Source organism: Secundilactobacillus paracollinoides, from assembly GCF_001702155.1.
In the GTDB taxonomy this organism is placed as follows: domain Bacteria; phylum Bacillota; class Bacilli; order Lactobacillales; family Lactobacillaceae; genus Secundilactobacillus; species Secundilactobacillus paracollinoides.
Map to the genome: position 1 here is coordinate 1,685,974 of NZ_CP014912.1, position 13,124 is coordinate 1,699,097.

Genomic DNA, 13,124 nt, shown 5'->3' on the forward strand with positions numbered 1-13,124 from the left:
AAAATAGCAAAATAGTTTGGAATTAGTATGGAAATTCATGCGATATATTATTTAGATGCGTTTGCACCATTGAAATTTTAAATGAATTATCGAAATATAAGCTGATTTATAGGCGATTGATTGATGCCTGTTGCTGACAATATTATGATTTTGTTTAGTTTTTTTAAGCCAACTAATCAGATGAAAATTCCTTGATTTATTCAATAAATATTTATTTCGATTTTAAATTCATCAGTATAAAATGATGGTTTATATGGTTTATTAGGATGAAATAGGTCAATGATTGCGTTTTTAACAATAAAAAGGTTGCTAGTAATCAAAAAAACACACTAAAACATCAAAAAGCATATTGTAATCGCTTTCGGCTCATTTTATGATAAAACCGTGCACAAGAGGAACAAGCTACGTAGTGATAAAAGTCTTAAGGAAATCGTAAAACATGGCGAACACAAATCAATATATCAATCCGCTCATTGTTCAACGGGCAGATCCATATATCTACAAACACACTGATGGTTACTACTATTTCACAGCTTCAGTGCCAGCCTATAACTTGATTGAAATCCGTCGAGCTAAAACATTAGCCGGCCTAGCACATGCTGCACCAAGAACGATTTGGCGTAAACATGAAAGCGGTCCCATTAGTCAGCTGATTTGGGCGCCGGAACTGCACTATATTGATGGCAAATGGTTCGTCTATTTTGCAGCGGCTGAAACCACTGCGCTAGACGAAAACGGGATGTTTCAACACCGGATGTTCTGTATCGAGTGCGATGCTGAAAACCCAATGGAAAACGAGGACAACTGGTTTGAACACGGCCAAGTCGTTACCGACAAGGATACGTTCTGCCTGGATGCCACGTGCTTTGAAGCTAACGACAAATTGTATTACGTTTGGGCTCAAAAAGATAAGGCCATTCGCGGTAATTCCAACTTATACATTGCTGAAATGGAAAATCCTTGGACACTCAAGACGAAACCAGTCATGTTGTCTAAGCCAGAATTCGATTGGGAAATTATCGGCTTCTGGGTCAATGAAGGACCAGCTATTATTCACCGCAACGGTCGTTACTTCTTAACCTATTCTGCAAGCGCTACCGATGAGAACTACGCCATGGGCATGCTGACTGTCAGTGACGACGCCGACTTGCTCGATGCCGCTAATTGGGCAAAGTCAAAGGAACCCGTTTTTAAGAGCGATTTAGCAACCCATCAATATGGCCCAGGTCACAATTCGTTTACGATCGCTGAAGATGGCGAAACCGATATTATGGTCTACCACTGCCGCGATTACACCGAGATCAAGGGTGATCCATTGTATGATCCAAATCGTCATACAAAGGTTCAACCATTTACTTGGAACGACGATGGCACACCAAACTTTGGCAAGCCAGTTCCTTACAATTACGATTAATCAATCTAAACCGTCAAGTTTATACCGAATAGAAATGGAGTGAATTATCTTGGATAATACACAACCAAGACAGAAAAAAGATTTCTGGGGCTTTCCAGTCACCGATTTTACTTACTTCTTCCAGTGGCAAATTATTAACGGGTATTTAACCCTCTGGATGGAACAACAGGGTCATTTGGACGGAACCACAGCTGGGTTCGTTTTCTCAATGATGGCCTTCATGTCACTGATCTTCCAACCAATCTTTGGGATCATCTCTGACCGCCTTGTGTTCAAAAAGAACTTACTGGTCATCATTGCGATTGCCTCAATTTTAATTGGACCGTACTTCCAGTGGTTATTCTTACCATTAGTTCACATTAACGCTGCGTTAGTTGCCGTTGTTACTGGTATCTTCCTCAGTTTCGTGTTCAATGGTGGGGTTGCCGTTGTTGAACAATATGTCCAACGTGCTAGTCTGGCTAACAAGTTTGAATATGCCCACTCACGGATGGGTGGTTCCTTGGCCTGTGCCTGTGCCTCATTTGCAGGTGGGAAGTTATTCCTCTGGTCACCAAACTCAATCTTTTGGGCATGTACTGTAATGGGGATCATCTTGACCTTGACGATCACCTTCAGTGATAAGATCCACATGGAAAATGCCGCCGCTGCTGGTGACACTAGCGACTCATTGGACTGGAGTTTAATTGGTCAAATCTTCAAGATCCGTAACTTCTGGATCTTATCGATCTTCTACATTGGGACTTCAGCTTTGTACGATGTGTTCGACCAACAATTCGTTATCTTCTTCAAGACGTTCTTCCACACAACTGCTGCCGCAACCACGGCCTACAGTTACACAACTACTGCACAAATTGCTTTGGAATTCTTACTGATGTTCCCAATGCCATGGTTGATCAACAAGATCGGTTCACGTAATGGTTTGATTGCCTACGGGGTTATCCTCTGCATCCGGATCGTCGGTAGTGCCTTAGCACCAAGTGCCGCACTGGTTATCATCCTTCGTTTGCTTGCCGGCTTCGAAATGCCTTTGGTCTTAACTTCAATCATGAAGTACATTGCCGGAGCCTTCGGTATCCGTGTCTACGCCACCGTTTACGCGTTGTCGTCGAACTTTGCTAAGCAAATATCCGTCTTCATCTTCTCAACTGTTGCCGGTAATTTGTACGACTCAATTGGTTTCCAACACACGTACTTCATCTTGGGCGCCATTGTTGCCGTTGCAACCATCATCGCTGCCCTCTTCTTAACGAAGGAAGACCCAGTTCAAGCTGGTGAAGTTGCAGCTAAGAAAGAATAACCATTGCCGCAAACAATGCAGAAACGCGATTTTCATAAATAGTAAACTTTAAAACACTTTCACTTACTTGTGGGACTCCAGGAATATTCTTGGGGTCCCTTTTTAGAACATGTCAAAAGGCGATTATTAACTGGAACTGCCTTGTCGCTCCGTTCCACCGTTCGGCCCTGCAGGCTGAAGTGGGGTCGCGTAGGAGCTATTGAATTTCCTTTCAGAAATTCAATAGCTCCTACGTCTTCCGTAATAGTAAATGACCAAAGTACGGACATCAACTATCACCGACAACACAGCCTGCAATGCCGAACAGTTCCACTCCACTCCGCTACGATACCTGTAATTATGTTCCTAGATGGCGAGGCTTCAAAAGTGGCGTCATGAAACCTGTTAATTAAGCGTTACTGGTGCCTAGCACATTGGGAGAAGCATTGCTGCCAGTGTCCTTAATAGCAGTCGAGGGCGGATTCTCTCCAAACTAGTTTTAACGCCATTGTGATACTTAACTAGTAGTAAAAAGGGTGCACAATGTCAGTGGAATGCAGCAATTTGGCCCGGTATCGAACCACTTCGATGCCGGGCCAAATTGCGGAATGTAACGGACTATAACGGCCTATTTTACCCATCATTGCCCAAAAAAGCGCCCAGGGTGATAAGCCCTAGGCGCTACGCTATTATTCCTTCCCGCGATTCCCGCGTCGATCCAATGAAAAACTAACGTAGATGAGCACGAGCACGATGCCGGCACCGAAAATCGTGGTGAGGTTATTTGCAATTTGACCAGATTTAACGGCCCAGGCGATCCAGATCAGGATGATCTGAAGGACCCAAGAAACGATGGATTGTCCGGCGAAGTGTTTGGTAAAGAGTTTCATGATAGTGCCTCCTATGGCTGTAAAGTTTCTGGCAGACTGCCGTTTTCTGGAATGTAGTCGATGGAATCCGCGATTCGTTTTGGAATGGGAATCTGTGGATCGACATGTGGATTGTTGAGGTGAATTGAGTTATTGCACTTGCGGTACTCGGAAGGGGAGAGCCCCATTTCAGCCTTGAACTTGCGCATGAAGACTTTCGGGTCGTTGAAGTATGAATTGTAGGCGATCTCCTTGATGGACATTTCGGTTCGAATGAGCAACAGGGTAGCGACTTCGATCTTAATGTGATTGAGGTACTTGAGTGTTGACATGCCGGTGTATTTTTTAAACAGCCGGGTGAGGTAATCAGGATTTAAATGCACCTTATCCGCAATTTCTGCAACGGTGAGGTCATTGGTAATGTTGGCGCGAATCCACTCCTTTACGTTGTCGATTCGCGAGCTTTCATTATCTGGATCAAAGTTATGCCAGTAGGTGTTGTAGAGCTGAATGAGGAGCGCTGATACCAAATAGTCGCGTTCTTCGATAAACGATAATTCGTTGTGAATTGACAAGATCTGATGAATTAAGATCGTTGTTTGGTCCGCATCGACCAGCTTAAACACCAGCGGTAAATACAACTCCTTATCCGTGTGATCGGTATCCTTGGTTTGCACCCGCGGAAAGAGGTCCTGTGCTTGGACATTTAACAGCTGTTCAGGCTGCTGAGAGAAGAAATGCAGCCAGTAAAAGTCGATATCAGTTGATTTTTGATAGCCGACCATCTTCGTAAAGGGTGGGACGATCAGGATCTCGTTTTTATGCAACACGAGCTGTTGCTGCCCGACTTCTAGATATAAAGGCTCATTAATACAAAAAATAAGTTCATAGTCGCCCTTGTGAAACATCTCTTTATGTTGCCAAGGTCCTTCGTCTTTGAATTCGCCACCTTTATAAAAGAGCAGTGTTTTTGAAAGCGTAAATGTAGAAAATAACACAATCATAACCTCCTTTTTGTGATGTCGGAAACCGTCACTAAAAGTTCAAAATGAACAATTGGTTTTAATATCGGAAATGGTCACTATATGTCGAAAATGTTTCTAATCAACGTCTGATTCAGTATGAATTTAACATTCGTAAACTCAACTTACAATGGTTAAGTCGGAAACAGTAACCCTTTTTGCTATTATAGCCCTTTTTTGTTAATTTGGAAACGCTTACTATATAGATGCAAGCAAAAATCCATCCCGGGATATGGAGGGAATGCAGGACTTGTCCCGTATTCATGCATTGTAGATAATCGAGCAATATCGTTTCAAATGACGCATTTTATTTTTTGAAGAATCACGCTTTTTCAATTATAAGTTGTAGGCTTAAATTATGAGCGCAAATGCAGACCACGCCGATCAGCACACTGCCGTTGCCAGTTCACTACTCAACGACCGGTTGCCTTGGCACAGAAAAATCACCTATGGGTTCACTGATATGTCTGGGAACCTGCTATACTGTATCATTAGTTCTTACATGTTATACTTCTTCACAAATGTCTTCGGACTTGGCGTTGGGACAGCTGGTGGCCTACTACTGGTTGGTCGTTTCTTCGATGCCATTGGTGCCCCAGTCATGGGGATCTTAGTCGACCATACTCATAGTAAATATGGGAAGAACCGGCCATGGTTCCTCTGGATGTCACTCCCATTTGCTGTTTTCGTTTGGTTACTGTTCACAACGCCAGCTCTGAGCGGCACAGCAAAAATCGTTTACGCTGGGGTAACTTACATCTTGGCTGACTTGTCCTACACAGCCATGTCGACACCGATTACGTCAGTTTTGCCCAATCTAACATCAAACTCTGATGACCGGATGTCAGCTAATTCCATTCGACTGGTTCTTGGTAACGTTGGGAACTTCTTCGCCGTTACCTTCATCATGCCATTTGCGAGTTTGCTTGGGCACGGCAACCAACAACGCGGTTGGTCGTTAGCCGTTGGGGTCTACGCCATCATCGCGTTTATCCTGCTGATCATTGCGTTCCTCGACATGCGTGAAAAAAACATCGCCGAAGAAAAAATTATTACGATTCGTGAAAGTTTTAAAGCAGCAGCTGGTAACTGGCCATGGGTCATTATCGTGTTAGCCAACCTGATTTACTGGACAGCCTATACGGCGCGTAACGCTGCGTTGCCATACTACTTCCAGTACAATTTGGGCAATTCAAGTTTAACCTCATTCTTCAACGGCTTTTCAATCATCCAAGTGCTTGGGATGGCCGCCGTCCCATTCTTTGCTAAGTATCTGCATAAATGGGGAACCACAGTGTTTATGCTTGCCCTGACAATGATTGGCCAAATTTGGATGGGGCTTGCCGGTGCCAACGTGACGTCAGCCTTGATCGGCTGGTGTATCGCATGTATCGGTTCTGGGAGTGCCTGCACGATGTTCTTCGCCATGGTTGGTGATACCGTTGACTTTGGTGAATGGCGCAACCATATCCGTGCAAATGGCTTCCTGACTGCGATCGGTGCTTCATTCTGTATCCAAATGGGTTCTGGGTTTGGGTCATTCATCGCTTCCATGATTATGAAAGCCGCTGGGTTTACTGCTTCTAAGGCGCACCAAACGGCTGCAAGTATGACTGGTATTAAATTCTCATTTGTTTGGATTCCAGTCATTATTTACGCGGTAAGCTTGATTTTGATTATCGTTTACCGGAAGTGGGAAAACCACGAACCAATCGTTAAGGCTGATTTAGCAAAGCGGAATGCCGAAGCTGAAAAGGCCGCTGAATAATCGACATAAAAGAGAAAAGAGGGACTTTCAATGCAAGTCTTCGCGACACCTAAATTAAAGCACGTCGACATTACGTCTGATTTTTGGAAACGCTATCGCGAGCTGGTTGTTAAAGAGGTCCTGCCTTATCAATGGCAGGTCATGAATGATGAAGCTGATATTGCGATTGCTGATGATCCGCAAAATAACGGTCAGGATAAGAATAGTCACGCCGTTGCGAATCTCAAGATTGCGGCCGGCGAAATGGCAGGCCATCATTACGGGTTCCCATTTCAAGATACTGACGTCTACAAATGGTTGGAAGCTGCAGCGTACTCATTTAGCTATCAGCCGAATGCTGATTTGAAAACGATCACTGACAATCTCATTGAGTTGATCGCCAAAGCACAAGATGAGGACGGCTACCTGTCAACGTATTTCCAAATCGACGCGCCAGAGCGGAAGTTTAAGCGACTTCAACAGTCACATGAACTCTATACAATGGGCCACTATATTGAAGCCGGTGTTGCGTACTACCAAGCCACTGGTAACCAAAAAGCCTTGGATATTGCTACCCGAATGGCTGACTGCATCGACCGTAACTTTGGCCTAGAAGAAGGCAAGATTCCGGGTTACGATGGTCATCCCGAAATTGAATTGGCGTTGGCACGATTATATGAAGCAACTGACGACCAGAAGTATCTTGATCTGGCCCACTATTTCTTGAACCAGCGTGGGCAAGACCCAGCGTTCTTCGAAAAACAAATTGCGCTTGATGGCGACAGTGTTGACCGCGACCTGATACCTGGGATGCGTGATTTTACCCGTGAATACTACTTGGCCGGTGAGCCAATTGCGGATCAAAAGGTCCCACATGGGCATGCCGTCCGCGTCGTTTACCTTTGCACTGGGATGGCTTACGTTGCTCGCTACACACGAGATGCAGCATTGCTGGCTGCTTGTGACCGGTTCTGGAATGATATTGTTAAACGACAAATGTACATCACAGGCAACATCGGTCAAACAACAACTGGGGAAGCTGTGACCTATGATTATGATTTGCCAAACGATACCGATTACGGCGAGACTTGTGCGTCGGTTGGAATGTCCTTCTTTGCCAAACAAATGTTGAACATTCGGGCAAAGGGTGAATACGCCGATGTTTTGGAGAAAGAGCTCTTTAACGGTGCCATCAGTGGAATGGCCCTTGATGGCAAACACTTCTTCTACGTGAACCCGCTTGAGGCTGATCCAGCTGCCAGCAAGGGAAATCCTGGTAAGTCGCACGTGTTGACTCACCGCGCCGACTGGTTCGGTTGTGCCTGCTGTCCGGCTAATTTGGCACGGTTGATTACGTCAGTTGATCAATACCTGTACACGGTAACGGATGATACGATCCTGTCGCACCAGTTTATTTCTAACGACGCTCAGTTTGAAGACGGCGTTGAACTCAATCAGTCGAATAACTTCCCGTGGAATGGCGAAATTCATTACGATGTGAAAAATCCAAATGGCAAGTCGTTTAAACTTGGTATTCGAATTCCATCCTGGTCAAAAGAATTTGGCTTGGAGATCAACGGTGAGGTGAAGACCTTGCCAGTAGAGGATGGGTTTATCTATCTTGATGTGAGTGACAAGACTGTGACGATTGACCTGTCTCTTGATATGCGGGTGAAGTTTATGCGGGCTAACAACCGTGATAGTGCTGATTTTGGCAAGGTCGCTATCCAACGTGGCCCAATCGTTTACGCGGCTGAACAAGCTGATAATAAAGCACCGCTATGGTCTTACGAAGTGGATACCAAGACAAAACCAAGTTATGCCTACAATGCCGATTTGTTGAACGGGGTCGGTGTGGTCAAGGTAAGCGCGGATAAGGTAGAACTGGATGGTACGGATGCTGATCTGTATACCGAGGATAACGAGCAGGCGAGTGAGCAGGTCGAAATGACCTTGGTGCCTTACTATGCTTGGGCTAATCGGGAAGATGGGCAGATGCGGGTTTGGTTAAATAAGTAGCGCGTGGAAGGAGGCAGTCTCGCCTCCTGAAACGCGTTTCGGCAATGTGAGATTAGAACACGTCGCCATGACTGTTTACAAGCGAGAGCCACAATTCCAGACCCTAGTATTATTTTTAGTGTTGGTTTTGAAAGTAGAAAGCTTTCGTTAAAAAACAGTCTTTAGCATGTAGTAATATGTTAATGAAACAAAGAGACCCCTCGGAATTTTTGATTTAAAATCCGAAGGGTCTCTTTGTAGTTTAAAAATATCAATCAACGTCCTCACGCGGCACTTCCGCTTCCCTTGCATCACTGCCACCCTGCACCTTCCCAAGCACAGTCCGCGCAATCGGTCCAACGATCGCCAACTGCAGCGGCAATGCAACAATCACGTTAAAGCCCCAAGTATGCAGGTAGTTGATCCAGATATTACCGGCAAAATTATGAGCCATGATCAGCCCAAATAGGGACATGCAGGATACCATCCCAAGCACCATCATGACAGAAATGGTGATGCCGATCAGGAACGTGTGGCGTTTCATATAGTCATTAATAATGTAGCGAAATGCTAATTTTTTGGCAATTGGTCCGACGAACAACAGATCCAGGATAACGGCAACTGCGAGACCACCTGGGTATTCAGCGAGGACATCTACGGCGTATGTGCCCGCAAAACCCTGGGCAAGGGCAACATTATAGGCGACCATTCCAAAAACCATCAGACCGGCCATCATTGCGGTAAATAGTAGTTCTTCTTTTAAATTTCTTGGCATTGTGTATCTCCCTTTTAGTCATAGTTTTAAATCACAATGTTGGTTAGTATATCGAATTTGATAGGGGCTTCATAAGTTACATTTTAATGACAAAATATAAAACGATTTCGTTATTAATCAATTGATAAACGGCAAATCCCTTTTAAATCAGTGTTCAAAAACGATTAAAAAGGGGGTCATAAATTGACTGACTGCACCATTATATTACGTTTGTGTTTTATAGTTTCTTCCTATTTATTCTTGCTGGGCAACAACGTATACTAAATGGGTAGATTAGTGGGAGACGATTACGATGAAAATTAAAGGAAGACCATTACTGGTGGGGTTGCTGGTGATGGTTGCAATTTTGTTTAGCGGTGGTCGTCCGGCGCTTGCAAAAGTGCAACAGCCCAATCTTGGACCGTACGTCTATGAAAATGACGACGCGTTGACCACCCAGTACGACCACATTATGGCGGTCAATCGAAAATTAAAACAAAAAAAGTATCCGCAAACGATTAGCCTGTACATTACCGATACCGTTCCCGAGGGGCTAAGCGACAGCTACATGACTAATTCTGGGGCGCCGTTTGGTGAAACCTACGGAACGGAAGTGCTCAGTGCTTGGCAGAACACCCAAACAAAATCTGACCAGAATGATAACAATAATCAGGCTGCCCAGCTGCAGAGTGAGCAAAGCATCATCATTGTTGGCGTTAAGGACCACCGCATCGGGTTCGCGCCCAGTCGCGGGACTGAATCTTACTTTACGGATTTTAAGTACTCACAACTCATGTGGGGCTTAAATCGCCAATCGCGGTCAACGGACCGTAACGTGCAGGTTGCAGCTGCTGTCCAGCTCTTTAACCGGGTAGCTGGTAAAATTAATGCTGACAAAGCGGTTGGCGGCAATAGTTTGACCTGGGCGGACTTTCGTTCAGATCTATATGGCTGGTTAATACTGGGTGCTTTTATTATCATTTTGGCCATCATCGGCCGCTACGTTTGGTGCTATCGCGTGCGTAAAGATTCGTCGACTGACGATTTGGACGAAATGTATGCGGATGGCGTTGCCGACGAGGAAAAAAGCAACAAAAACCATGAATAGGTAAAAGAGTACGGTTTACGACAAATCGTGCTTTTTTTGTGCGTCATTTTTCTCTATACTGGACTTGTAAACTAATTGGAGACGATGTTATGAAGATTAAAGGAATCCCATGGTTGGTAGGGGTATTGGCCATGGTACTGATGATTGTGAGCGGCGAGCAGCACGCTGCTGCAAAGATTCAGGATCAAAACTTAGGGCCGTACATTTATGAGCAACATGAGGTGCTGACGGAAGCCCAGTATCAAAAAATTATGGCGCTCAATCAGAAAATGAAGCGCGCGAAATTCAAACAGTATTTATGCCTCTACATCGCTGACCGGATTCCTTCAAACGAGTCGGTGGATGGGGACAATTTGTCCGGTACGCCAAACGGGGCAAGCTATGGCAGCACGATCCTTGACACCTGGAACGACCGCGCTACCCGAAAGTGGGATGACGGCTTAGAAGATTACGACGTCAATTACATCAAACGTTATCATATGAGTGCGCAACGCAACATGATGGTCGTCGGGTTGAAAGACCATCGTATCGCTGTGACCGGTAGTGATATCACTGACGAATACTTTAGCGATATGAAGTTTGACATGATCACTTGGGGACTGAAGAACCAACTTCAGTCAAACGATGAGGATACGCAGATTGATGCAGTGATGACGGCCTATACGCGGGTCAGCCACAGAATTACGTCGCAAAAGGCCATGAATCATGACAGCCTGTCGTGGGATGAGTTTCGAGGAGACGTGATCACGGGGATCTTTTTTATCATTATTGGTGGTTTTTTGTTGCTCATTATTATTTTTCTTTGGCACAATCGCGGTAAGGGCGGCGGTGGCGGCTCGTACGCGGATGGTGAGTTTGATGAAGGCTATGTGCTGGGGATGATGGAAGGCGAGCAGCAGGATAATGATCGGTATTAGGTCGGGTGTGATTTGGCTGGTCTGATGTTGAATATTTTTGATGAAGGCATTGTTTTCTTTGCAACGATTTTTTTGGGGTATTACTTTTGAAACTGGGTTTGTATAAAGAGCGTTGAACTACTTATTGGGTACTTTGTGGTTGTCGTTCTTTTTGTTTTTTCGGTGGTTTTTGATTGTCTTTCTTGGCATCATGGACTAAACGAGTTTCGGAAAACAGAAAGCTGCATGTAAGCCGACTCTGACAGAAAGGCCAAGTTCGGGCCTTTCTGTCAGAGTCGGCTTACACTCCGCTTCCTACCGTTTTCCTTCACTCTCTGGTGTTTTACTTGATGCTGTGAGTATAAATTGTGCTTCTAGGCCACCGCGACTAAACGAGTTTCGGAAAACTGAGACCGGCCATGAAAGGGGCGTTAGTGGAAAATCCAAGCCCAGGATTCCCCACTAACGCCCCTTTCATTCTGGTCTCAACCGTTTTCCTTCACTCTCTAGGCTTTTTAATTGAACCCCCACCCAACTCTAGTGTATTCTGTGGTCAACGTAGGCATTCGACACTTGAAAGGGAGTAAGACAATGACAAAATACGATTATGATGTGTTGTATCTTGGTAGTGGTCACGCAACGTTTGATGGGGCGATTCCTTTAGCTGCCACCGGTGTTAAGGTGGGGGTAATTGAAAGCGGTTTAATTGGTGGCACCTGTCCGAACCGTGGCTGTAATGCTAAAATCACGCTTGATCAGCCGGTTGTGTTGACCCGTTTAGCTGAGCGCTTAAACGGTGTTGTTAATGGTGACCTGACCGTTGACTGGTCCGCAAACGTGGCCAATAAGCAGGCAGTCATTGATGGATTGCCAAAAATGATTGCTGGTTTAATGACGCAATCTGGCATCACGCTGTTAAATGGCAACGGGGTATTGATCGACAACCACACGATTGAAATTAACGGGCAACAGCGTGTCACTGGCGACAAGATTGTTTTATCGATGGGACAACGACCAAACCACATTGATGTTCCAGGGACTGAGATCGCACATGACAGCACTGATTTTATGAACCTGAAAGAATTGCCAAAGCACTTGGCCATCCTGGGTTCCGGCTACATCAGCATGGAATTTGCGACAATTGCGAACGCTGCCGGCTCCGACGTAACTGTATTAATGCACGGGGACACCGCTTTGCGTCAGTTCTATCAACCATTTGTTAAACAGGTCGTCGACAATTTGAGTACGCGTGGCGTTCAGTTTGTGCCACAGGCGAACGTAAGCGGCCTTGAAGAAAACGGCGACCAGGTTATTGTGACCTATGGCGATGACGAAGCCTTAGCGGTTGATTACGTGTTAGACGCAACCGGCCGGATTCCAAACGTTGAAAATCTCGGCCTGGAGACAGTTGGTGTCGACTATACGGAAAAGGGCATCACTGTCAACGATCACTTGCAAACGAGTGTGGACAACATTTATGCCTCGGGCGACGTGATTGATAAAACGCAACCGAAACTGACGCCAACAGCAATTTTCGAATCCAAGTATTTGTCATCAGTTTTTCAGGGTAAGGAAGTGGGTCCAATTAATTACCCAGTCATTCCCTCAGTTGTCTTTACTTCACCAAGGATCGCAAAAGCGGGCGTCACGGTTGAATATGCAGAACAAAAAGACTGCAAGATCGTTCGAAACCATATTGCGGACGATTGGTACCGTCAAGTGGATAAACAAACCATTGGCGACAGTTTCTTGATGTTTGACGACGACCAAAAATTAGTCGGCGCAACGGAAGTCAGTGAAAAGGCGGATGATGCCATTAACACACTCTTGCCAGCACTAGAATTCCATTTGGATGCAAAACAAATAGGCAGAATCGTGCCGTTGTTCCCAAGTATTGGGGCGTCGGCTTGGGAAAAGTTGTAGAGAGCGCGGAGCAAGGCGGTTAAGGGGCAGAATGTAACGGACTCTGGCAGAAAAGTCCGGGCCTGACTTTTTTGCCAGAGTCCGTTACATGGCCACCCCTCGCCTTGCGGAGCG

The 13,124-nt window shown here is 45.3% G+C and carries 10 protein-coding genes; 7 read left to right on the forward strand and 3 right to left on the reverse strand.

Features of this window, described 5'->3' with window-relative positions; translation table 11 throughout:
• Nucleotides 1-439 precede the first annotated feature (439 nt).
• Nucleotides 440-1,414, forward strand: coding sequence for a glycoside hydrolase family 43 protein (locus AYR61_RS07070; protein WP_065902337.1), 975 nt, complete (start codon nucleotides 440-442; stop codon nucleotides 1,412-1,414).
• A 49-nt stretch (nucleotides 1,415-1,463) separates the two neighbouring features.
• Nucleotides 1,464-2,714, forward strand: coding sequence for an oligosaccharide MFS transporter (locus AYR61_RS07075; protein WP_065902339.1), 1,251 nt, complete (start codon nucleotides 1,464-1,466; stop codon nucleotides 2,712-2,714).
• 668 nt (nucleotides 2,715-3,382) lie between these two features.
• Here AYR61_RS07075 and AYR61_RS07080 read toward each other — a convergent pair.
• Nucleotides 3,383-3,583 (reverse strand): hypothetical protein, encoded by a 201-nt coding sequence (locus AYR61_RS07080; protein WP_054711284.1) that lies wholly within the window; start codon nucleotides 3,581-3,583, stop codon nucleotides 3,383-3,385.
• Between the two features lie 11 nt (nucleotides 3,584-3,594).
• On the reverse strand, nucleotides 3,595-4,560 hold the full coding sequence (locus tag AYR61_RS07085; protein ID WP_054711286.1) for an AraC family transcriptional regulator: 966 nt from the start codon (nucleotides 4,558-4,560) through the stop codon (nucleotides 3,595-3,597).
• Between the two features lie 382 nt (nucleotides 4,561-4,942).
• On the opposite strand from AYR61_RS07085, the gene AYR61_RS07090 reads away from it, so the two are divergent.
• Together AYR61_RS07090 and AYR61_RS07095 are read left to right on the forward strand one after the other, a co-directional pair.
• Entirely contained in the window at nucleotides 4,943-6,352 is a 1,410-nt protein-coding gene (locus AYR61_RS07090) for an MFS transporter (RefSeq protein ID WP_065902341.1), read from the forward strand.
• Between the two features lie 30 nt (nucleotides 6,353-6,382).
• Nucleotides 6,383-8,350, forward strand: coding sequence for a glycoside hydrolase family 127 protein (locus AYR61_RS07095; RefSeq protein ID WP_054711287.1), 1,968 nt, complete (start codon nucleotides 6,383-6,385; stop codon nucleotides 8,348-8,350).
• A 250-nt stretch (nucleotides 8,351-8,600) separates the two neighbouring features.
• Here AYR61_RS07095 and AYR61_RS07100 read toward each other — a convergent pair whose 3' ends face one another.
• Entirely contained in the window at nucleotides 8,601-9,104 is a 504-nt protein-coding gene (locus tag AYR61_RS07100; protein ID WP_065902343.1) for a DUF2798 domain-containing protein, read from the reverse strand.
• A 292-nt stretch (nucleotides 9,105-9,396) separates the two neighbouring features.
• Between AYR61_RS07100 and AYR61_RS07105 the strand changes: the two genes are divergently transcribed.
• From AYR61_RS07105 to AYR61_RS07115, 3 genes are all read left to right on the forward strand, one after another.
• Nucleotides 9,397-10,191 (forward strand): hypothetical protein, encoded by a 795-nt coding sequence (locus AYR61_RS07105; protein ID WP_065902345.1) that lies wholly within the window; start codon nucleotides 9,397-9,399, stop codon nucleotides 10,189-10,191.
• Between the two features lie 89 nt (nucleotides 10,192-10,280).
• A complete protein-coding gene (locus tag AYR61_RS07110; RefSeq protein ID WP_054711289.1) occupies nucleotides 10,281-11,108 on the forward strand; it encodes a hypothetical protein in 828 nt (275 codons plus the stop codon).
• A gap of 570 nt (nucleotides 11,109-11,678) precedes the next feature.
• Nucleotides 11,679-13,010: a dihydrolipoyl dehydrogenase family protein gene (locus AYR61_RS07115; RefSeq protein ID WP_065902347.1), complete on the forward strand. Its 1,332-nt coding sequence runs from the start codon at nucleotides 11,679-11,681 to the stop codon at nucleotides 13,008-13,010.
• Nucleotides 13,011-13,124: the final 114 nt, after the last annotated feature.

Coding starts and splice junctions, on each gene's coding strand:
- AYR61_RS07110 (WP_054711289.1), top strand. CDS start 10,281: ATGAAGATTAAAGGAATCCCATGGTTGGTAGGGGTATTGGCCATGGTA.
- AYR61_RS07090 (WP_065902341.1), top strand. CDS start 4,943: ATGAGCGCAAATGCAGACCACGCCGATCAGCACACTGCCGTTGCCAGT.
- AYR61_RS07105 (WP_065902345.1), top strand. CDS start 9,397: ATGAAAATTAAAGGAAGACCATTACTGGTGGGGTTGCTGGTGATGGTT.
- AYR61_RS07080 (WP_054711284.1), bottom strand. CDS start 3,583: ATGAAACTCTTTACCAAACACTTCGCCGGACAATCCATCGTTTCTTGG.
- AYR61_RS07115 (WP_065902347.1), top strand. CDS start 11,679: ATGACAAAATACGATTATGATGTGTTGTATCTTGGTAGTGGTCACGCA.
- AYR61_RS07100 (WP_065902343.1), bottom strand. CDS start 9,104: ATGCCAAGAAATTTAAAAGAAGAACTACTATTTACCGCAATGATGGCC.
- AYR61_RS07095 (WP_054711287.1), top strand. CDS start 6,383: ATGCAAGTCTTCGCGACACCTAAATTAAAGCACGTCGACATTACGTCT.
- AYR61_RS07070 (WP_065902337.1), top strand. CDS start 440: ATGGCGAACACAAATCAATATATCAATCCGCTCATTGTTCAACGGGCA.